16 protein-coding genes are annotated in these 18893 nt (G+C 62.5%); 5 read left to right on the top strand and 11 right to left on the bottom strand.

The window, feature by feature from the left end; genetic code table 11:
• The first annotated feature begins 19 nt into the window (after positions 1 to 19).
• The 3 genes from R6U53_RS05235 (at position 20) to R6U53_RS05225 (ending at position 3481) form a co-directional block, all read left to right on the top strand.
• Positions 20 to 703 (top strand): phosphoglycolate phosphatase, encoded by a 684-nt coding sequence (locus tag R6U53_RS05235; protein ID WP_410321342.1) that lies wholly within the window; start codon positions 20 to 22, stop codon positions 701 to 703.
• A gap of 120 nt (positions 704 to 823) precedes the next feature.
• Positions 824 to 2440, top strand: a complete 1617-nt coding sequence (locus R6U53_RS05230) for a GTPBP1 family GTP-binding protein (RefSeq protein WP_410321308.1) — start codon at positions 824 to 826, stop codon at positions 2438 to 2440.
• A gap of 66 nt (positions 2441 to 2506) precedes the next feature.
• Complete coding sequence (locus tag R6U53_RS05225; protein WP_410321307.1) at positions 2507 to 3481, top strand: M48 family metallopeptidase; 975 nt, start codon at positions 2507 to 2509, stop codon at positions 3479 to 3481.
• Here R6U53_RS05225 and R6U53_RS05220 read toward each other — a convergent pair.
• Together R6U53_RS05220 and R6U53_RS05215 are read right to left on the bottom strand one after the other, a co-directional pair.
• A complete protein-coding gene (locus R6U53_RS05220; RefSeq protein ID WP_410321306.1) occupies positions 3475 to 3657 on the bottom strand; it encodes a hypothetical protein in 183 nt (60 codons plus the stop codon). The genes R6U53_RS05225 and R6U53_RS05220 overlap by 7 nt on opposite strands.
• A gap of 273 nt (positions 3658 to 3930) precedes the next feature.
• On the bottom strand, positions 3931 to 4995 hold the full coding sequence (locus R6U53_RS05215) for a pyridoxal phosphate-dependent aminotransferase (protein ID WP_410321305.1): 1065 nt from the start codon (positions 4993 to 4995) through the stop codon (positions 3931 to 3933).
• Positions 4996 to 5106: 111 nt separating this feature from the next.
• Between R6U53_RS05215 and R6U53_RS05210 the strand changes: the two genes are divergently transcribed.
• Positions 5107 to 5292, top strand: coding sequence for a hypothetical protein (locus tag R6U53_RS05210; protein ID WP_410321304.1), 186 nt, complete (start codon positions 5107 to 5109; stop codon positions 5290 to 5292).
• 171 nt (positions 5293 to 5463) lie between these two features.
• On the opposite strand, the gene R6U53_RS05205 is transcribed toward R6U53_RS05210, so the two are convergent.
• From R6U53_RS05205 to coxB, 3 genes are all read right to left on the bottom strand, one after another.
• On the bottom strand, positions 5464 to 5733 hold the full coding sequence (locus R6U53_RS05205; protein ID WP_410321303.1) for a cytochrome C oxidase subunit IV family protein: 270 nt from the start codon (positions 5731 to 5733) through the stop codon (positions 5464 to 5466).
• A 359-nt stretch (positions 5734 to 6092) separates the two neighbouring features.
• Positions 6093 to 8567, bottom strand: a complete 2475-nt coding sequence (locus tag R6U53_RS05200) for a cbb3-type cytochrome c oxidase subunit I (RefSeq protein WP_410321302.1) — start codon at positions 8565 to 8567, stop codon at positions 6093 to 6095.
• Entirely contained in the window at positions 8567 to 9295 is a 729-nt protein-coding gene (gene coxB / locus R6U53_RS05195; protein WP_410321301.1) for a cytochrome c oxidase subunit II, read from the bottom strand. Before coxB ends, R6U53_RS05200 begins: the two co-directional genes overlap by 1 nt.
• A 144-nt stretch (positions 9296 to 9439) precedes the next feature.
• On the opposite strand from coxB, the gene R6U53_RS05190 reads away from it, so the two are divergent.
• Entirely contained in the window at positions 9440 to 9670 is a 231-nt protein-coding gene (locus R6U53_RS05190) for a hypothetical protein (RefSeq protein ID WP_410321300.1), read from the top strand.
• Between the two features lie 223 nt (positions 9671 to 9893).
• Here R6U53_RS05190 and R6U53_RS05185 read toward each other — a convergent pair whose 3' ends face one another.
• The 6 genes from R6U53_RS05185 to nuoL all read right to left on the bottom strand — a co-directional run bounded on the left by R6U53_RS05185 (position 9894) and on the right by nuoL (position 18893).
• Positions 9894 to 11261, bottom strand: a complete 1368-nt coding sequence (locus R6U53_RS05185) for a heme o synthase (protein ID WP_410321299.1) — start codon at positions 11259 to 11261, stop codon at positions 9894 to 9896.
• A 154-nt stretch (positions 11262 to 11415) separates the two neighbouring features.
• The gene (locus R6U53_RS05180; protein WP_410321298.1) at positions 11416 to 12222 is read right to left on the bottom strand and encodes a CBS pair associated ParBc domain-containing protein; all 807 of its coding nucleotides are present in this window, start codon (positions 12220 to 12222) and stop codon (positions 11416 to 11418) included.
• Between the two features lie 52 nt (positions 12223 to 12274).
• Positions 12275 to 13735 carry a DHH family phosphoesterase gene (locus R6U53_RS05175; RefSeq protein ID WP_410321297.1) on the bottom strand — a complete coding sequence of 487 codons (1461 nt, stop codon included), beginning with the start codon at positions 13733 to 13735 and terminating at the stop codon, positions 12275 to 12277.
• 95 nt (positions 13736 to 13830) lie between these two features.
• Entirely contained in the window at positions 13831 to 15315 is a 1485-nt protein-coding gene (locus tag R6U53_RS05170; protein ID WP_410321296.1) for an NADH-quinone oxidoreductase subunit N, read from the bottom strand.
• Positions 15315 to 16862: a NuoM family protein gene (locus R6U53_RS05165; protein WP_410321295.1), complete on the bottom strand. Its 1548-nt coding sequence runs from the start codon at positions 16860 to 16862 to the stop codon at positions 15315 to 15317. The genes R6U53_RS05170 and R6U53_RS05165 overlap by 1 nt, the downstream gene beginning before the upstream one ends.
• Positions 16863 to 18893 (bottom strand): NADH-quinone oxidoreductase subunit L, encoded by a 2031-nt coding sequence (gene nuoL / locus R6U53_RS05160; RefSeq protein WP_410321294.1) that lies wholly within the window; start codon positions 18891 to 18893, stop codon positions 16863 to 16865.

Below are 18893 nucleotides of genomic sequence, written 5' to 3'. Positions count from 1 at the left end.
GGCGATCGAAACGTCGCCAATGGTCCCGCCGTTCGCCGCCGATATCGACGGCACGCTGACGCGCCCCGACAAGTCGATCGACCCCCGCGTGTTCGACCCGATACGCGAGTGGGGAGCCCCGGTCGTCATCGCGACCGGGAAGTCCTTCCCGTATCCCGTGGGACTGTGTGAGTTCTTCGGCGTCCCGATCAACGTCATCGCGGAGAACGGCGGTGCGGTCTACGTCGAATCGACCGACGAGGTGATCTACAACGGCGATCCGAAGGGCGCACGGGCGGTCGAACGCGCGTATCTCGACGCCGGCTACGAACTCGGCTGGGGGGACGTCGATCCGGTCAACCGGTGGCGCGAGACCGAACTCGCAGTCGCCCGGGATCAACCACTGGATCCACTCGTCGAGATCGCCGACGAACACGCGATGGTCGTCGTCGATACGGGCTACGCATATCACGTCAAAGCACCGGACGTCGACAAGGGAAGCGGACTCGAAACCGCGGCCGCGGCGCTGGGCTACGATGCGGAGGCGTTCGTCGCGATTGGTGACTCCGAAAACGACGCCGAGCTGTTCGATCTCGTGGGAACGTCCTTCGCCGTCGAAAACGCCGACGAGACGGCGAAGCGGACGGCGGACGTCATCACCGAAGCTACCTTCGCCGACGGATTCTTGGAAGCGCTCGATCTAGTTCGTGGATCGGCCGGATAACCGTACGTACCAGACCGTATCCGACTGTAGGGGAAATACGGACACAGGAGCCAACAGACGGCGTTTTTCGCCGGTATTCCGGGGAAGGCTTTTAGCGGTGTGGTTGTTACCCTCTCGCGTATGAGCGCCGACCGGGCCGCACTCCAACGGGCCCTCGACCGGGGCGAGCGAGAGGGCGGCAGCGTCGAATTCAAAGAACGGCTCACTCGAACGACTCACCTCGCCGACGGCCGCTTGGAATCGCTCGTTGCACAGCTTCGCCACCGAATCCTCTCGGGCGACGGCGAGGCGACGTACGTCGTCGGCGTCACGGATAACGGCGGTATCGCCGGCATTTCGCCGGCCGCCTTTTCTGAGTCGATGGACGTTCTCTCGCTTTTAGCCGACGAGGCGGGAGCACACATCGACGATGTCGAGACGTGGGGCGTCGGCGACGGTGCGGACGCGGATGGCCTCGTCGGGGTCGCCACCCTCCGCGAGGGGTCGGTCCTCGAAGCCGACGACGATCACATCGTCGTCGGAACGGCGGGCCACGTCGATCACGGCAAATCGACGCTCGTCGGCTCGCTCGTGACCGGCTCCGCGGACGACGGTCAGGGCGGCACCCGAAGCTTCCTCGACGTGCGCCCACACGAAATGGAACGGGGGCTGTCGGCGGACCTCTCCTACGGCGTCTACGGGTTCGACGAGGACGGCCCGGTCCGGATGGACAATCCACACCGGAAATCCGATCGAGCGGAGATCGTCAAGAGCGCGAACCGGCTCGTCTCTTTCGTCGATACGGTCGGCCACGAGCCGTGGCTGCGGACGACGATTCGGGGGCTCGTCGGGCAGAAGCTCGATTACGGTCTCCTCGTCGTCGCCGCGGACGACGGCCCGACGCGGACGACGCGCGAGCACCTCGGAATCTTGCTGGCGACGGAACTGCCGACGATCGTCGCCATCACGAAGACGGACATGGTGTCGGGCGAGCGCGTCGACGAGGTCGAACGGGAGGTCGAACGGGTGCTCAGAAACGCCGATCGGACGCCGCTGTCGGTTGGACGTCACGGGGTCGCGGCCGCGATCGACGAGATCAGCGAGCAGGTCGTCCCGATCGTGGCCACGAGCGCGGTGACGAAGGTCGGCCTCGACACCCTCGACGAACTGTTCGAACAGCTCCCGAAGACCGGCGCCGAGGAGGGTGCGTTCTCGATGTACGTCGACCGGACCTACAACGTGACCGGCGTCGGCGCGGTCGCATCGGGGACGATCCGCTCCGGGGGCGTCGAAGCCGGCGACGAACTCGTGGTCGGACCGCTCGCCGACGGGACGTTCCGTCCGGTCGAAGTCCGGTCAATCGAGATGCACTATCACCGTGTCGACGAAGCCGCGGCGGGACGGATCGTCGGGATCGCCCTGAAGGGGATCCGAGAAAGCGATCTCGAACGCGGGATGGTGCTCCTACCGCGCGAGTCCGACCCGGCCGCAGTCCGGGAGTTCGAAGCCGAGGTGATGGTGTTGAATCACCCGACACGGATCGACGACGGCTACGAACCGGTCGTCCACCTCGAAACGGTGAGCGAAACCGCGTCCATCCACCCGGAAGGGGGGCAGCTTCTTCCGGGCGATACCGGCGTAGCGCGAGTCCGGTTCAAGTTCCGTGCCTACTCGATCGAGGAGGGCCAACGGTTCGTCTTTCGGGAGGGTCGATCGAAGGGCGTCGGGACGGTCACCGGGATAACCGGCGTCGAGTAGGCGCTTTCGAGATCGAATCGCCTATCGGACGAAAGAGACGTGAGGACCTCGGACGAAGGAAGACCCATGCGAAGGCTTCCGTTGCGCATCCTGATGGGGCTCGCCGGACTCGGGTTGGTTTTGATGTATGCGCTCGTAGCCGTCGTCGGGTACAGCGTCCTCGGATCACTGGTGGAAATCCCTCTGAATCCGGTTCGGATCGCGGTGTACTTCGTCGTCGTGACCACCGTCGTCGGCTATCTCAGTTACCGGCTCGGAACCGCCGGGGTGCTCCGTGATCTCGACGTGGTTGCGATCGAGCGGTTCGACGCAGCCGGGTTGTACGCCCGACTCGATCGGATCAGTTCGTCGTTCGACGTCGATGGCGTGACGCTGTACGCCGCCCGAATGGGCGAGCCGAACGCGCTCGCGGTCGGTGCCGCTCGCGGTGGCGCGGTCGTCATCGACGTCGGTCTCTTGAGACTGCTCTCGACCGCGGAACTGGAGGCAATCATCGCTCACGAACTCGCACATCTGGAGAACCGCGACGGCTTGATACAGACGCTCGGCTACACCATGGTTCGAACGATCGGCGGGATGTTCTATCTGGTCCTCCTTCCGATCGGACTTCTCGTTGGCGGAATCGTCCGCGCGTCAGCGTGGCTTCGAGGCGAGTACCCACGGCCGCTTGCGGCTCACTTCGCGACGATTCAGTGGCGGGTCGCACAGGCCGTCGTCGTCCTACTGTTCGCGTTGACACTGGCGCTCAGAGCGCACTCACGGCGGCGCGAATACGCCGCCGACGATCGAGCCGTCGAAGCCACCGGCGATCCGATCGCGCTGGCGCGTGCGCTCGTGAAGATTAAACGGGCCGCCACGCCGAGGTGGGGGCTGCTCTCGCCGCTGTACGTCCACGGCGACGAGGAGGGTATCTTGAGCAGACTGCTCGCGACACATCCGCCGATGGACGAGCGGATCGAGCGATTGGTGCGTCGCGCGAACGAACCACCCGAAGGCGCGAGTCGACGGTCTCGAGGGAACGAAACGACCGCTCCTTATTGAGCGATGGATTTCGTCGAGGCGGACGCGTCGGTTTCCTCTCGGACCGGTATTCCCCGGGCTCGAAGTGCAACCGCAACGTTCGTCGCCGGGACGCCGCTGTACCTCGCCGCCTGCTCGAGCGTGACGGTTTCGCTGCGATACAGCGTCAGTGCCGTCATCAGGCTGGTGTGCGTCATGCGGCCTCCGAGGGGAGACATACAGACGTAGGCAGGCACGGCTCACCGGTTGTTGAAGGGACTTGACGAGTCGGGTAATTCTCGTTTTCGAGTGGGCGATCGACCATTACAGTTTGTTTGTAACGCTAATCCCAATTAAAACTTTTGTATTAGCGTGTTAGCGGGCGGTATACAACACGATTGAATTTTGAATCACCAGATATTCATACAATTGTATACTATAGTCTCGCCCAGTTCACCTGGCGGATAGCGACGAGGGGCACCAGTACACGCTCATCGGTGTCGAGCGAGAAACGCCCCGGTCCGCGACAACCCTTCGTCGAGTTTCTCTCGGGGGAGTCCGAATCCGATCCGAAACCACTCGGGACGGCCGAACGCCTCACCGGGTGCGACAACGACCGATTCCTCCGTCACCAGACTCCGCGAGAAGGACTCTCCGCTGGCAAAACCAGCTGGTACCTCGACGAAAGCGTTGACACCGCAGTCGGGGTTCGACCACGCGAGGTCGTGTGTATCTAGGAACGCTTCGACGACCGCGCGATTTTCCGCGACGTGTTCGCGGTTCTCGGCGAGGAGTTCCTCGTGTCGATCGAACGCCTGCTCGGCGACGTGATGACCGAAGGTCGGCGGCGAGATCGTCGTGTAGTCCTTCCAGTTTTCGGCGGTCGCGACGACCGCGCTCGGCCCACAGAGCCAGCCGAACCGCAGCCCCGCGAGTCCAAACGACTTCGAAACGCCGCCCGTAGAGATCCCATGCCTGCCGAAGCTCGAGACCGGTGCGATCGGGTCGGCAGAGAGCAGCCGATACACCTCATCACAGAGTAGATACGTTCCGTTGTCGGCACAGCGTTCGTACACCGAACGCATCGTCTCCTCGTCGTGGTGTCGGCCCGTGGGGTTGTTGGGATTGACCACTACGGCGAGATCGGTGTCGGGTCGCAGTGCCGACTCGACCGCGTCCGGATCGAGTTCCCACCCGGGCTCGACGAGCGGAACTCGCGTGACATCGCAGAGGGAGTTCGCGAGTCCCGTGAACGAACCGTAGGTCGGCGTGACGACGACGACGTGTGAGTCGGCGAGCGAGAGCAACGCGAGGAGGTTCGCCTCCTGCGTTCCACAGGTGAAGAGCGTCTCCGCCGCATCTCGGCCGTGGAGCTCTCCGACCTTGGCTCGAAATGCCGGCCTACCAGCCGTCGGAATCACGTAGCCGAGTTCACCGGGGTCGGTATCGAATCGGTCGGCCGAGAGCGGTCGGACACCGCTCTCGGCGAGCATCACGTCCGCATCGGCTTCGACCTCCGCGAACCAGCGTTCGAGTTGGAAAGGTGCGATCCGCATACGCATCGATCGAGTGGACGCACAAAAGGGATGTCGTCGGTGTCGATCGCAAGGGTACTACCGAAAGCTCTCTCGGGAAAGATGTATAGCCGCGCGGAGACAGATCTACGTATGGAAATGAAGACGGCGCTCGTCATCGCGTTCAGCGTCGCGATCGGGCTTCCGTACGTTACTATCGCACTGCTCGAAGGCGGTGGACCGATCGGTCCCGCGCTCGTCGGCGGACTCTTCGTTGGCGTGATCGTCCTCGTTATTTGGAGCGATTTCAGTAGTGACCAGACATCTGACGACGTGTGAGCCGATAGGGCAGCACCGTATCTCTCCCCTCGCGTCTCGTTCCCCGCGTACGACAGTTGATCGTATACACAGGGTGCATTAGTAACGAGCAAGGCGGACGTGAGGCGGCAAGCGAGCCCCGAGAGCAGAACTGAGGTACAAAAATCGGCTCTATCCGGCAGTCGCTTCCGATCAGGTTATCGAGTAGCTCGCTGCGGCCATGAGCAACAGGACGAGCCCGAGGCTCAAAGCCATCAGCCACGTCAACGACCGGTTCTCCGAGCGGAGGTGCTGGAAGTAGCCGATGATTAGCCCGGTTTTCAGCGACGCGGCGATCATCGTCGCGGCGAATGCCTCCCAATACCCAAAGAAGGGGATGTTGAAGAAGACGTACTTCGACGCCGCGAGCGCGAGCAACGCGATATAAATCGCGGTATACAGTTTGAGGGAGTCGGAAGCCATCCTTGTCTACGGTGTAGAATGGCACGCGACCATATAATTATTCCTGTCCGTTACCGCGATATCGCTCCCAAACCAAGTAGGCGATCACGGGGCCAGCGATCCAAAAGCCAACGCCGAGTAGGGCCCCAACGATCCCGCGCCAGATCGGTATATCCGAAAGCAAGCCGAGCATATCTGTTCGTTTCGTTGGAGCGAGTAAAAGTCACTCGGACGGCATCGTCCGACCGATCTCCTCGTACGCTCGAACGACTACTCGCGGAATAGCTCACGTGGAGTGGTCCAGGACAACCATCGCGTCATAACCACGAGCGCACCATCCCCGGCGGACGCAACGCGTTGAAGAAACGGTCGGGCCGCGATTAGAAGAGGTAGAAAAGCGGGAACAGGAAGACCCAGACGATGTCGACGAAGTGCCAATAGAGGCCGAAGTACTCCACCGGCCGGTGGTCATCGAGGTAGTAGCCCTGATACGCACGCACGATGAGGAACGCCGCCACGACGAGTCCGATGATGACGTGGATTCCGTGCAGGCCAGTCGTGACGAAGTACAGCGTCGATTGGACGGGCGGTCCGTAGGGATTCTGAGTCAGCGTAACGCCGACGTCATATATTTCGTGGTGCCACTCCCAGGCTTTGATTCCGAGGAACGTAAAGCCGAGTAGCATCGTCGCACCGAGGCTGGCGATGAGTCCCTTCCGGTTCCTGCGCCGGGAGGCGACTAGCGCGAGGATGACGGTGAACGACGAAGTCAACAGCACGAACGTGTTGATGAGCCCCGGAAGCGACTCGGTGAGCGGCTCCCAGGTCCGCCAACCGGCGTTCACACGGATGAATATCGCCGCCGAGATGAACGCGCCGAAGACGAGCACGTCCGAGGCGAGGAAGAACCACATTCCGAGCTTGTTCTTTTCGATGTTGTCGAACGGCCATCGATTTGCGATCTCGGCGGGTGGCGCGTAGAAGTCCTCCAACCCCCACTTGACACTGGAATACAGCAGTGCGATCATGCCGACAACGAAGAAGACGGGATACAGAACGGTTCCCTCAAGCGCGACGGAGATACCGCCGAGCGACGAGCCGGCATCGATCGCGAGCGACTGGGCGATGCCCGAAAGGCCGAGTAGTAACAGGAACACCGACCCACTCACAGCGAGTGGCCAGATGCTCGCGTGCGAGGGGTGTTTGTCACCCAGCACGTAGTCTCTTGCCTCGTTTCCGCTCACGTGGCCGCCATCAGTCGCGGCGGTGCCCTCGTGGGACTCTTCAACGAACTCGAGGTGGCCGCTCGAATACGAGGGGCGGCCCGCCCAGTTCTCGAGCGGCGGCGGCGAGGAAACCGTCCATTCGGCCGTACGGGCGTACTCCCAGGGGCTATCAGGTGCCTCGGGACCGGAGAGGTAGCTCTTCCCGAGGTTATAGAACATGATGAAAAAGGAGAACCCGAGCACGAACGCCCCGACCGTCCCGATCTGGTGAGCCGTGACCAATGACTGCTGGTACTCGAAGACGCGGCGAGGCGTCTCCCAAGCGGTGAACATCGAGAAGTAGACGACGTTGAACCCGATGAAGAAGACCACGAAGTGGATCTTACCGAGTAACTCGTTGTACATCTTCCCAGTCATCTTTGGGAACCAGTAGTAAATCGCGCCCACGAGTGCCGTCGCACCGCCGAACATCACGTAGTGGAAGTGTGCGACGACCCAGTAGGTGCCACGGAACTCGTAGTCGAGAACGATCGCGCCCAGGAAGACGCCTGTAATGCCCCCGAGGATGAACAACAACAACGCGCCGAAGGAGAACAGGAATGGCGTTTTGAAGCTGATCCTGCCCTTCGCGAGCGTGTATATAAGCGCGAACACGAGCAGGTCGAACGGGAGCGAGATGCCGATCGTACTCGCCATCACCAGCGTCTTGATCTCGAGATTGATCGTCGTGAGGAACATGTGGTGCATCCACACGAGGAACGACTGGATCGCGACCAAGACCAACGCAATGATGACCCACTTTCGGCCGACGAGTCGGTTCCCGGAGAACGTCTGGAAGACCTCGAGCATCACCCCGAGTGCAGGGAAGAAGACGATGTACACCTCGGGATGACCGAAGAACCAAAAGAGGTGACCCCAGAGTATCGAGCCGCCCTCAGTCGCCGAGAAGTAGACGCTCCCGATGATTCGGTCGGCCGAGAGGATCAAAAGCGCTGCGAGGTACGCAGCGAACGCGAATAGCATCATCCAGACGGTCGCGAGGATGGACCAACTGAACATGGGCATATCCATCAGGCCCATTCCCTCGGCGCGGGAGTGGTGGATCGTTACCAAGAAGTTCACCGTCGACGCGGTCACGGCGGCCACGAACATCGCGATCGCCAGAACTGCTCCGGTCGAACCGATCGTCGGTGTGTACGCCGGTAAGCTGAGCGGTGTATAGAGCGTCCAGCCACCGGTCATCGTTCCACCTTGGAAGAACGAGATGCCGAACAGCACACCCGAGAACGCGTACATCCAGTACGAGAGGGCGTTCAATCGGGGGAATGCAAGATCATCGGCACCGATCTGCAGCGGCACGAGATAGTTCGCGAACCCGAACGCGAACGGGGAGAGGAACCAAAAGATCATGATGAGACCGTGCGCCGTGACGGCCTCATTGTAGCCCATTCCCGATCCGGCGAGGACGGTCGTCATCGGGTCCCACAGTTCCACGCGGATAAGCAGCGCCAACACGCCACCGAAGAGCAAGAAGAACGTCGACGTGAGCAGGTAGAGAATCCCGACGTCCTTGTGGTTTGTAGTCACCAGCCAACGCTTGAGCGAGCTAGTAGGCGGAAGTTCGGACATTAGCTATCCCCTCCGTTCGATTCTCCTTCGCTTTCGTACCATTCGTTGAATTCATCGGGTTCCATCACGGTGATCTCTCCGTCCATTTGTGAGTGTCCGACACCGCACAGTTCGAAACACTCGACGTTGTACGTATTCCCTGCCTCTCCAGCCGTAAACCATACTGTAGACGTCTCTCCGGGGATCGCGTCCGTTTTGATCCGCAGATCCGTCGAGCCGAAGTTATGCCAGACGTCATCGGACGTGACTTGTAACCGTATCACCTGGTCCTCCCCGGCCGGAACGCGCATCGTGTCGAACGCGGTCGCTCCGTTGGGATATTCGTACTCCCAGCCGAACTGGAAGCCCGACACTTGGATGTCCAGGACCTCGTCACCTTCGGTCTCGATTTCGGATGTCGGTCCGGCCTCGACGTACAGCAAAAGCGTGTACGAATACACGACGACGCTGATGACGATGATCGCGCTGAGCCCGAACGACATAAACAGTTTCCTGCTCTTTCCTCCTCCCTGTCCGCTGGGAAGTTCGCCGAGCTGTGGCGCTTCGAACCCGCTGTCGTCGTCACCCTTGTCTCGGTATTTGTATGCGTGATAGAGGGTGTATAGTACCACGACGGTCCCGACGGTGGTCCCGACGGCGAGGAACACGAGGAAGATATCTGAGAAAGCGTCGGCCTGTGTTCGCAAGCCTTCCGGTGCCTGCTGTAACAATACGGGGATATGTATCATAGTATGTCTTGGCTTAATTCAGCCTCAGGGTCAGTTCCACTTAGCTTTTGTTGTACGGTTTTCGTTCGCACGCGTGGCGAACGGACAACAAAGGTTATTTATTCGCTGGCGAATATCGAGCTACAATAACGGGTTTCAACTACAATGATGACACAGTTTTTGGCATTCGGAATCATCGGAGCATTGGAAGCGCTCTCCGGGGTCACGCTCGCCGTCGTCCTGCTTGTCCTCTCAGTCCTCCTGTTCGGTGGACCGTACCAGTTCGCTCGCCGGCAAGGGCTCGGCACAGCTCACGCGGTCGGCGCCGGAATCGGTGGCCTCGGGTTCGTATTCCTGTTTCTTGTCGCACTCCAGTTGCTCCACAGCCCTCTGTAGCGACTCGACTCGCTGCATAAGCGCGCCGTGACTGCAAGTAGCGTTTCTATGAAACCCTGGCGCGAAAACCCGATCACTCTTCTCGATCAGCGGTAAAGCCGAGAAGCCGACCTCGTCCCGCGTCATCCGGACTTTTCGAGGGATCCGAAGCGCCGTTGTATCACGCCGTCTGCGATTACCGCGTGGGGGATCGATCACAGATCGAGGCGACCACCGGTCCGTTTCAGACCGCGAGCGCGTCGACGACGATCGCGACGAGGACCAACCCGAGATAGGCGTTCGACGCGTGGAACGCCCGGAAGGCCGCCGGCTCCGACTGTTCGTAGTGAAGCCGAATGACCATCCACAGGAAGACGGCACCGAGCGCGACCGTCGTGGCCCCGTAGAGCCACCCGAGGTTCGAGACCGCAGCGAGGACGCCCGCACCGAGAAGCGTCGCGGCGAGATAGAACAGGATGTGCTTTCGCGTCTCCGTCTCGCCGCGGACGACGGGCATCATCGGGAACCCACCGCGTTCGTAGTCGTCCCGGTAAGCCAACGCGAGATTGTAAAAATGCGCCGGCGTCCACAGGAAGATGACCGTGGCGAGGACGAGCCCGCCGACACCGACGGTTCCGGTCACCGCTGCGTAGCCGATGAGCGCCGGTAATGCGCCCGCAGCACCGCCGATCACGGTGTTTTGGACGGTGTTCGGCTTCAAGATGAGTGTGTAGACGATACTGTAGAAGACGATTGCAGCCAACCCGAGCGCCGCGGTGAGGAGGTTCACCGAGAGGAACGCCCACAGCGAGGCGACCGTCAACAGTCCGCCGAAGGCCAACGCGTTTCGAACCGGCACCTCGTGGGTCGCGAGCGGTCGATCGGAGGTCCGCTCCATTCGCTTGTCGATATCACGTTCGAGAACGTGGTTGAACGTCCCAGACGCGCCGATCGCCAAGACGCCACCGCCGAGCGTGGCGACGACGGTTCGGACCGTCGGCGTGCCAGCCAACACCATTCCCGCGCCCGCAACGAGACAGAGCAGCCACATGAGTCGGGGCTTCATCAACTGGAAGTACGCCCCGACAGTGGCTTTGAGTCGTGGAAGCCCGGAGAGGGGCCGGGCGGATGCGGGAGATTCAACCGGCTCATCGGCCGGGGGAGAGAGCTCGGGGGGCGTCTCGGGAGCGTCGTCCGCACCGGTTTCGGCTTCGAGATGCCACGCGAGGGCAAGCACCAGTGCGCCGAAAATAACCATCCCGAGAAACAGGTGGAATCGTTCGACCGCCACGCCGGTCGCGACGACGGCACCGACGGCGGCCTGAATCGGATACAACACCAGCGCCATCGCGAGGGCAAACCGGACGCGTCGGGTCGCCCGACGCCAGCCGACGGCGACGGTCACCAAGACGAGCAGGCCGACGATGGCCGCCACGACGCGGTGAAAGATGGCAACCAACACTGCGGGATCGGCGTAGGAACCGTGACAGAGCGGCCAATCCCCGCACGCCGTCGCGGCCTCAGCGAGGGCAGCGGTCGCACCGGCGACCACGAGGACGTACACACCGACGACGGCCGCCGCGAGCAACGGTACGAATCGGTTCGATCGCATTACGAAGGATCTTCGTGTGCGTACACTTAGACCTCCCGCTTCAAAGGGGTTCAGCGAACGTCGACGGAGACAAGCAAACACAAATCCGATCGATTACGGGCCGATCGCCGACACGGAGCGGACGCCGTTCACTCAGCGCCCCAGCCCGATCGAGTCACTCGGAATCCTGCAATCGCTTTGTCGTCTCGACGAGCGGGTGGTGGCCGTAGTCGACTTCTTCGATATCGTCGATCGATTCGAGATTGCTCTTTCGTGCGGTTTCTGCCATCCCCAGATCGACTCGCTGGTTGAGATGGATGACGTAGGCGTCCATCTCATCGATCCCGAGTCGGGCCGCCGCCTTGACCCGGTGGTGGCCATCGGCCAAGAGGAGTTCACCAGCATTGTCGATGACGACGAGCGGTTCTGCCAGCCCGTTCTGTAGCTCGTAGCTTCGACCCTCCAGTTCGTCGGTGTACACTTTCGTCTGGGTAGGCACGAGCGCCGAGAGTTCGACCATCCGTCGCTCTTCGACCGCCTCGACGCCGTGAATATTCTCGAGGGTTCGCAGGAGCTTTCCGACCTTCTCCGGCGTCGCCCGTTCGATCTGCGATCGAATGACGTCGGCGTTGGAGATGATCCCAACGAGGTTCCCCGCGTCGTCGACCACCGGAAGCCGTTGAATGCCCGATCGGAGGATGACGCGAGCCGCATCCGTGATCCGCATATCGGGGTGGGCGACGATGATATCCTCGGTCATCACCTTGAAGATAGGATCCCGATCGTCCGCGAGAAGGAGATCTCGAGCGCTGATGAATCCCTGTACGCGACGGCCATCACAGACCGGGAAGCCGCTGTGATCGTCGCTTCCGGCGATTCGCTCCGCGACCTCGCCGACGGTTTCGTCCGGCGAGACTGTCGCAACGTCGCGGGTCATGTAGTCTTTCACCCTCGGCTTACCGTCGTAGGGGGCGTTGTCCATTGTCGGGGGAACGGTATCGAGCGACAAAAAGGTCACTTCATCGAGCGACCCATCAGCCGAAGCGCCCATCGACGTCGCTGGGATCAGCGTAGACGAACGTGGCCCCGTAGTCCGGCACGATACCGAGCGCCTCGAAGAACCGATCCGTGATCACGTCCGCTATCACGTCGCCGCGTTCGTCGGCCTCCGTCTCGTCAGTGAGGATGCCGACCGGAACCTGTGCGCCCGCCATGTCTGCGTGGCCGCCGGCGCTCCCGATCTGCCCGAATGCGTCGCGAAGGATTTCACCGAGGTCGCGTTCCGCTCCGCGGGCGCGCGCCGAGGCGAACACCGTGTCTTCGGTGTAGCCGAAGACGAGAGTCGTCGTTATCGAGTCCATGTCGAGCAGTCGATCCGCGGCCTGCGCGAGGGTGTCGCGGTCGGAGATGAAACCGACGCAGGTCGTCAAGACGTCGCCCTGTACGGTTCGATTCGAGATGGCGTTACCGAGGGTATCTAGCGTCTCTGTCGACACGCTCGGCGACTCGACCTGCCGGAGGCGATCGTTGTCCGCGAGCTCGACGAGTTTCGCCGCCGCCTCGAGATCGGCGATCGAGACCCCACGACTGAACTCCATTGTGTCGGTCCGAATGCCGTACAGGAGACCGCTTGCCAGCTCTTCGGACGGATCGATGCCGAACTGGTCGAGGTAGTCGTCGATGAGCGTACACGTCGCGCCGACGTCGCTTCGGAGATCGACGAACTTCGCCGGGACGAGTTCTCTCGGCGGGTGGTGATCGATGACGATGTCGATCGGCGTCTCCTCCGGAAGGCCATCGTTGACGCCCGGTCTGGAGTGGTCGACGAGCGCGAAGGCGTCGAACGCCGAGAGGTCTGCATCGGGCGCCAGATTCGTGAGATCGAATTCGAAGAGATTGACCAGCGCGCGGTTTTCCTGGTGGCTTATCTCGCCGTAGTAGCACGCCTCGGCGTCGATCCCGAACTCCGCCGCGAGCCGTCGGAGTCCCACTGCCGAGGCGATCGCGTCCGGGTCGGGATTGTCGTGGGCGACGACGGCGAGTCGCCCGTCAATGTCGTCGAATACCTGCCGGAGCTTTCGGAGCCGAAGCCCCGCATCGCCGGCACGCTCGAGAAATCCCCTCCCGGCCTCCGCCGGCAGGTCGACGACCCGATCGGCGACCGATTCGACGGAGTATCGGTCCTCATCGGTCGATTCTCCGTCGAGACAGGCCATGAGAAACGCATCCGGATAGGCCGATCTGGCGGTCGAGACGGCCGTTTGGACCGCAGCCGAATCGGCGAAGGCGACGACGATAGAATCGACATTGCCGGTGACGGTTCGAACGTCGTCGATGTTTCCGATGTCGGCGTTGCGAGCCTCGATACCGCTCTCTCGAAGCGATTCTGCGCGTTCGGCATCGGGGACGAGAACGACGAGTTCGCCCGGCTGGTCGGCGAGCCGTCGGACGAACGACGTTCCGAGCGCGTCACAACCCAACACCAGCCGATCCATGGGTACCGATGCGGTCCCGACCGTCTAAAGCATGCTGGACGACCGACGCATCGCATCGGATCAATACGCCGTCGAGCAGTGAAACGCGAACCCGCTCAGAGAAGCGCCGCGGCCGCATCGAAGGCCGCGCCGTCGAAGACGAGAAGTCCCGGCAACAGGAGGACGGTCACGACGGCGGCTGAGAGGAGCGCGACGTACAATGCGGTCGGATACCGCTCGATGATCCGCGGTTCGGCCGGTTCCTCGATCCACACCGCTTTGACGACTCGGCTGTAGTAGTAGAGGCTCAGCGCGCTGTTTATCGCACCGACCAGCGCGAGCCACCAGACACCCGCGCCGACGGCGCCCGCGAAGAGGTAGTACTTCGAGACGAAGCCGCCACCGACAGGCAGGCCGGCCAGCGAGAACATGAAGACGGTCATCGCGACGCAGGCCAGCGGAGCCTCGCGAGCGAGTCCGTTATAGTCCTCGAAGGTTCGGCCGACCTCCCAGTGTTCGACCAATGCGACGAACAGGAACGCGCCGGTGTTCATGAAGCCGTAGACGAGCAGGTGCAGCATGCTCGCGCCGAGGACGGTCGCCTCCGCGCTCATCCCACCGACGTTCGTCAGTGCGGCCAGCCCGATCAGCACGTAGCCCGCGTGGCCGATCGACGAGTACGCGAGCATCCGTTTGACGTTCTCCTGGGTCGCCGCGGCGAAGTTCCCGACGGTCATCGTGAGCACCGCGAGGATCTGGAAGGCCAACACCCAATCGACCGCGCTCGCGACGTCTTGGATCGGGAACGCGACGAGGAGCACACGGAAGGCCACGACGAACCCGGCGGCCTTCGACGCCGACGAGAGGAACGCCGCGACCGGCGCTGGCGCGCCCTCGTAGGCGTCGGGTGCCCAAAAGTGGAACGGGACCGCCGCCGTCTTGAACGCGAACCCGGCGATGATCATGAGTACTCCGACACCGAGAACGCCGGGGTAGCTGTCCGCCGCGCCGCCGATCGATCCGGCGACGTCGACGAGCAACAGGCTCCCGGTCGATGCGTAGACGAGCGAGATGCCGTAAACGAGGATGCTGGATGAGAGCGCCCCGATCAAAAAGTACTTGAGCGCACCCTCGACCGAGCCGCGATTACCCTTCAGATACGCCACGAGGGCGTACGAGGGAAGGCTTGCCAGTTCGAGCGAAATGAAGACGAGAGCGAGACTGTTCGCCGAGGCCATGAGCGACATCCCCGTCGCCGCCAACAGGACGAGCAGGTAGTACTCCGCTTGGTGTGCCATCCCGCGGATGTAATCGATCGACGCGAGGGTTACGAGCGCTGTCACGCTGCCGAAGATGAACGTGAAGAGGAGGCTCATCCCGTCGACGACGAGCTGCCCGCCGAACAGTTCGACGCCGCCGGTAGCGACATCCGACAGGAGGAGCACGCCCGAAGACGCGAGCGCGGCGAGTGCGCCGATGGTCGCGACCCCCGCGAGGAGTCCGCCGTCGGTTTTTTCGGGAGAGATCGTGTCGATCACGAACAGCGCCAGCGCCGCGAGGACGAACGCGCCGACTGGCGCGAGCAGGAGCCACTCGTTCATCAGAGGTCACCTCCGAAGTCGAACGCGATGACCTCGAGCGTCGCGTCCCGGATCATCTCGAAGAAGATGTCCGGAGCGACTCCCAGCGCGATGATGAGCACGACCAACGTGAGCAGCGGGGCGATGTCGTGAACCGGCGCGCGGCCGAGATCGTAGTCGGTTTCCAGCCGGAAGGGGCCGAACAGCGAGCGCTGCATCGCCCACAGCAGGTAGCCGGCGACGATCACGATACCGAACATCGCTGCCGCGGTGAAAAGCGGCGCGGCGGGCAACACCGTCGATCCGAACGCGCCGATGAAGACGAACAGTTCGCCCATGAAGCCCGCCATGAGCGGCAGCCCCATGTACGCGAACGCGCCCGTGACGAACACCGCCGCAGTCACCGGCATCTTCCCGGCCAATCCGGACATGTCGCCGATCATCCGGGTGTGCGTCGCGTTGTAAAAGACGCCGACGGTCATGAAGAGTAGTCCGGAGATGAGCCCGTGAGCGATCATCTGGAACGTCGCACCGCCGACGCCGTAGACGGTGTAGGCGACGAGACCGAGGATGACGTACCCCATCGAGGAGACCGACGAGTAGGCGACGACCCGTTTGAGATCCTGTTGGGCGAGCGCGAGTAACGCGCCGTAGATGATCGAGAGCACGGCGATAGCGGCGATCGGGGCCGCGAGTGTCGCCGCCTGTTCGGGCAACATCGTGAAGTTGAATCGGAGCAGCGCGTACGTTCCCATCTTCAGGAGGACGCCGGCCAAAAGCACCGAGACGGGCGTCGGGGCCTCGACGTGGGCGTCCGGCAGCCACGTGTGGAACGGGACGATCGGCACTTTCACCGCGAAGCCGACGAACATGGCGACGAACGCGACCATCGCGAGCGTCTCGGGGCCGATACCGATCGTCGAGGTTCCGAGATAACCCAACTGGCCGGCCCGGAGCGCCTCGGCGACCGCGGGCATCGAGGTCGAGGAGATCGCGTCCCCAAGCCCGAAGACGAGCCCGAAGTAACCGATGAACATCACGAGCGAGGCGATGTTCGTGTAGACGAAGAACTTGATCGCGGCGTACTTCCGGCGCGGGCCGCCCCAGACGCCGATGAGCAAATACATCGGGATCAACACGGCCTCCCAGAAGACGAACCAGAGGATGAAATCGAGCGCGGCGAAGACGCCGATGAGACTGCCCTCGAGGAACAGGATGAGCCCGTAAAACTGGCTCTGACGGCTTTCGATCGGCGTCCACGCGCTCAAAATGGCGAGCGTCGTCAGCACCGTCGAGAGGATGACAAGCGGGAGCGAGATCCCATCGAGACCGACGTGGTAGTTGACCGCGTAGGGGCCGAACTGCAGCCACGCCGCAAAGGTCTCGTAGGCGATATCACCGCCGAGGAGAGCGTTCCCGCTCCCGTCGAAGCCGAGATACATGTACAACGAGACGACAAGTGGCGGAACGGAGAGCCCGAATGCGAGTTTGTGCGAGTGGCGATCCGGAGCGACGAACACGATCGCCGCGCCGAGGAGACACAGCAGGATGAGCGCCTCGATCAGCATTCAGAACCATCCCCCGAGGATCGCGAAGATCGCGAGCAATGCGAGCAGACTCAACACGACGAGCGCCGCGTAGTTCGTCACGAGACCCGTCTGGATCCGACGCAGGCGATCGCCCGCAAAGAGGCTCACACTCGACACCGCGTTCACCGCGCCGTCGATGACGCCCTGATCGAACGTGTTGGCGGCGGCGGCGAGTCGAACCGTGAATCCGCGGGCGAGCCACACCTGGTACTCGTCTTGATAGTAGTTGTGCATGAGAAGCGTTCTGAGACCGCCGAGTTTCGCCGTGTGTCTGACCGGTTCCGAACCGCGATACAACCCGTACGCCGAGCCGGCACCGAGAAGGGCCAGTCCGAGACCGAGTCCCGCACCGAGCAGTACGGTCGTGACCTCGCTCCCGATGTACGTCGACTGATAGCCGGCGTACGTCTCCAACAGTTTGCCGTAGTGCTCCCCGTGGGTGAGCAGGCCGACGTCCCGGTAGAGATACTCTTCGAGGAACGCCACGTGGAGCGCGCCGCCCGAGAGCTTCTCGACCGGGACGAGGTTCAACGCACCCGCAGTGACCGCGAGCACGCCGAGCGCCGCGAGCGGGAATTTGACGTTCCAGCGGACGGTGTGGGGGTCCTCGGCCGTATCGCTTCTGGGCTCGCCGTGGAAGGTGAGAAGCACCATCCGGATCGTGTAAAAGCCGGTGAGAAACACCGCGGCGAGCGCCATCGCGTACGCCCCGAACAGAAGCGGGCTACCGCCCAAGGCGTGAACGAGCGTCTCAAAGAGCACCTCGTCTTTCGACCAAAAACCCGAAAAGGGGAAGATCCCCGCGAGGGCGAGCGAACCGGCGAGGAAGGTGAGATAGGTGGTCCGCATCTCGTCTCTGAGGCCGCCCATATCCCACATGTCCTCGTTGTGGTGCATGGCGATGATGACCGAGCCGGCCCCGAGGAACAGCAAGGCCTTGAACACCGCGTGCGTGGTCAGGTGAAAGAACGCGGCGACGTAACTCCCCGACCCCAGCGCGAGCATCATGTAGCCGTACTGGCTGATCGTCGAGTACGCCAGCACCTGTTTGATTTCGTTTTTCACGACGGCCATAGTCGCGGCGAAGAGCGCGGTGAAGCCGCCGACGAAGGCGATGATCGCGAGCACAGTCGGCAACAGCGCGTAGAAGCCGTACATCCGGGCGACGAGATACACGCCGGCGGCGACCATCGTCGCGGCGTGGATCAACGCGGAGACGGGCGTCGGACCCTCCATCGCGTCGGGAAGCCAGGTGTGGAACGGGAACTGTGCGGATTTGCCGAATGCGCCACCCAACACGAGCAAGCCGAGGATCGAGAGCCACGTCTCGGCACCGAATCCGTAGAACGTCTCGCCGGCCTCGATGGCGCTCTCGGCGAGCGCCGGGAACCCCTCGCTGCCGGCGAAGTTCGCGGTGCCGAACGTGACGAGGACGCCGACGACGCCGATGAGGAAGAAGTAATCGCCGAACCGAGTGACGAGGAACGCCTTTTTCGCCGCAGACGGCGGGGCGTCCTCGGTGAACCAGTGGCCGATGAGAAGGTACGAGCAGAGCCCGACCAACTCGAAGAAAATGAACGCCATGAGGAGGTTGTCGGCGATCACGAACGCGAGCATGCTCGCCGTGAACAGCCCCAATCCGGCGTAGTAGCGCGGAAGTCCCGGCTCGCCCTCGTCGTTCATGTAGCCGAGCGAGAAGACGTGGACGAGAAACGCGATGAGCGAGACTATCACGAGCATCGCCGCCGAGAGCTGATCGATCAGGATGCCGAACGTGAGATCGAAGGTCGCGTCGGCGTCGACGAGCGTGTACCACGTCTGGTTGTGCGGCTCGCCGGTCAAGAGCAGCCATCCGAGGGTCACGAGGGACAATCCGAGCGCGGCGACGGTCGCGAAGATACCGGGGACGGCCCCTTTTTTCGGTAGCCACTGGCCGAAAAACAGCGTGAGCAGGAACGATACGAAGGGGAGCAAGACGATCGCCGGGGTGAGTTCGTATATCAGCGACAT

The organism is Natronomonas sp. (assembly GCF_046483325.1).
GTDB lineage: Archaea > Halobacteriota > Halobacteria > Halobacteriales > Haloarculaceae > Natronomonas.
The sequence above is the reverse complement of the archived record's forward strand: the minus strand, read 5'-3'. Positions and strand labels throughout refer to the sequence as shown.

Bases quoted from the DNA above. Each gene is read 5' to 3' on its own strand.
- R6U53_RS05190 (WP_410321300.1), top strand. From the start codon at position 9,440: ATGATGACACAGTTTTTGGCATTCGGAATCATCGGAGCATTGGAAGCG.
- R6U53_RS05200 (WP_410321302.1), bottom strand. From the start codon at position 8,567: ATGTCCGAACTTCCGCCTACTAGCTCGCTCAAGCGTTGGCTGGTGACT.
- R6U53_RS05210 (WP_410321304.1), top strand. From the start codon at position 5,107: ATGGAAATGAAGACGGCGCTCGTCATCGCGTTCAGCGTCGCGATCGGG.
- R6U53_RS05225 (WP_410321307.1), top strand. From the start codon at position 2,507: ATGCGAAGGCTTCCGTTGCGCATCCTGATGGGGCTCGCCGGACTCGGG.
- R6U53_RS05205 (WP_410321303.1), bottom strand. From the start codon at position 5,733: ATGGCTTCCGACTCCCTCAAACTGTATACCGCGATTTATATCGCGTTG.
- nuoL (WP_410321294.1), bottom strand. From the start codon at position 18,893: ATGTCGCTGATATACGAACTCACCCCGGCGATCGTCTTGCTCCCCTTC.
- R6U53_RS05230 (WP_410321308.1), top strand. From the start codon at position 824: ATGAGCGCCGACCGGGCCGCACTCCAACGGGCCCTCGACCGGGGCGAG.
- R6U53_RS05165 (WP_410321295.1), bottom strand. From the start codon at position 16,862: ATGCTGATCGAGGCGCTCATCCTGCTGTGTCTCCTCGGCGCGGCGATC.
- R6U53_RS05215 (WP_410321305.1), bottom strand. From the start codon at position 4,995: ATGCGGATCGCACCTTTCCAACTCGAACGCTGGTTCGCGGAGGTCGAA.
- R6U53_RS05185 (WP_410321299.1), bottom strand. From the start codon at position 11,261: ATGCGATCGAACCGATTCGTACCGTTGCTCGCGGCGGCCGTCGTCGGT.
- R6U53_RS05175 (WP_410321297.1), bottom strand. From the start codon at position 13,735: ATGGATCGGCTGGTGTTGGGTTGTGACGCGCTCGGAACGTCGTTCGTC.
- R6U53_RS05170 (WP_410321296.1), bottom strand. From the start codon at position 15,315: ATGAACGAGTGGCTCCTGCTCGCGCCAGTCGGCGCGTTCGTCCTCGCG.
- R6U53_RS05235 (WP_410321342.1), top strand. From the start codon at position 20: ATGGTCCCGCCGTTCGCCGCCGATATCGACGGCACGCTGACGCGCCCC.
- R6U53_RS05180 (WP_410321298.1), bottom strand. From the start codon at position 12,222: ATGGACAACGCCCCCTACGACGGTAAGCCGAGGGTGAAAGACTACATG.
- coxB (WP_410321301.1), bottom strand. From the start codon at position 9,295: ATGATACATATCCCCGTATTGTTACAGCAGGCACCGGAAGGCTTGCGA.
- R6U53_RS05220 (WP_410321306.1), bottom strand. From the start codon at position 3,657: ATGACGCACACCAGCCTGATGACGGCACTGACGCTGTATCGCAGCGAA.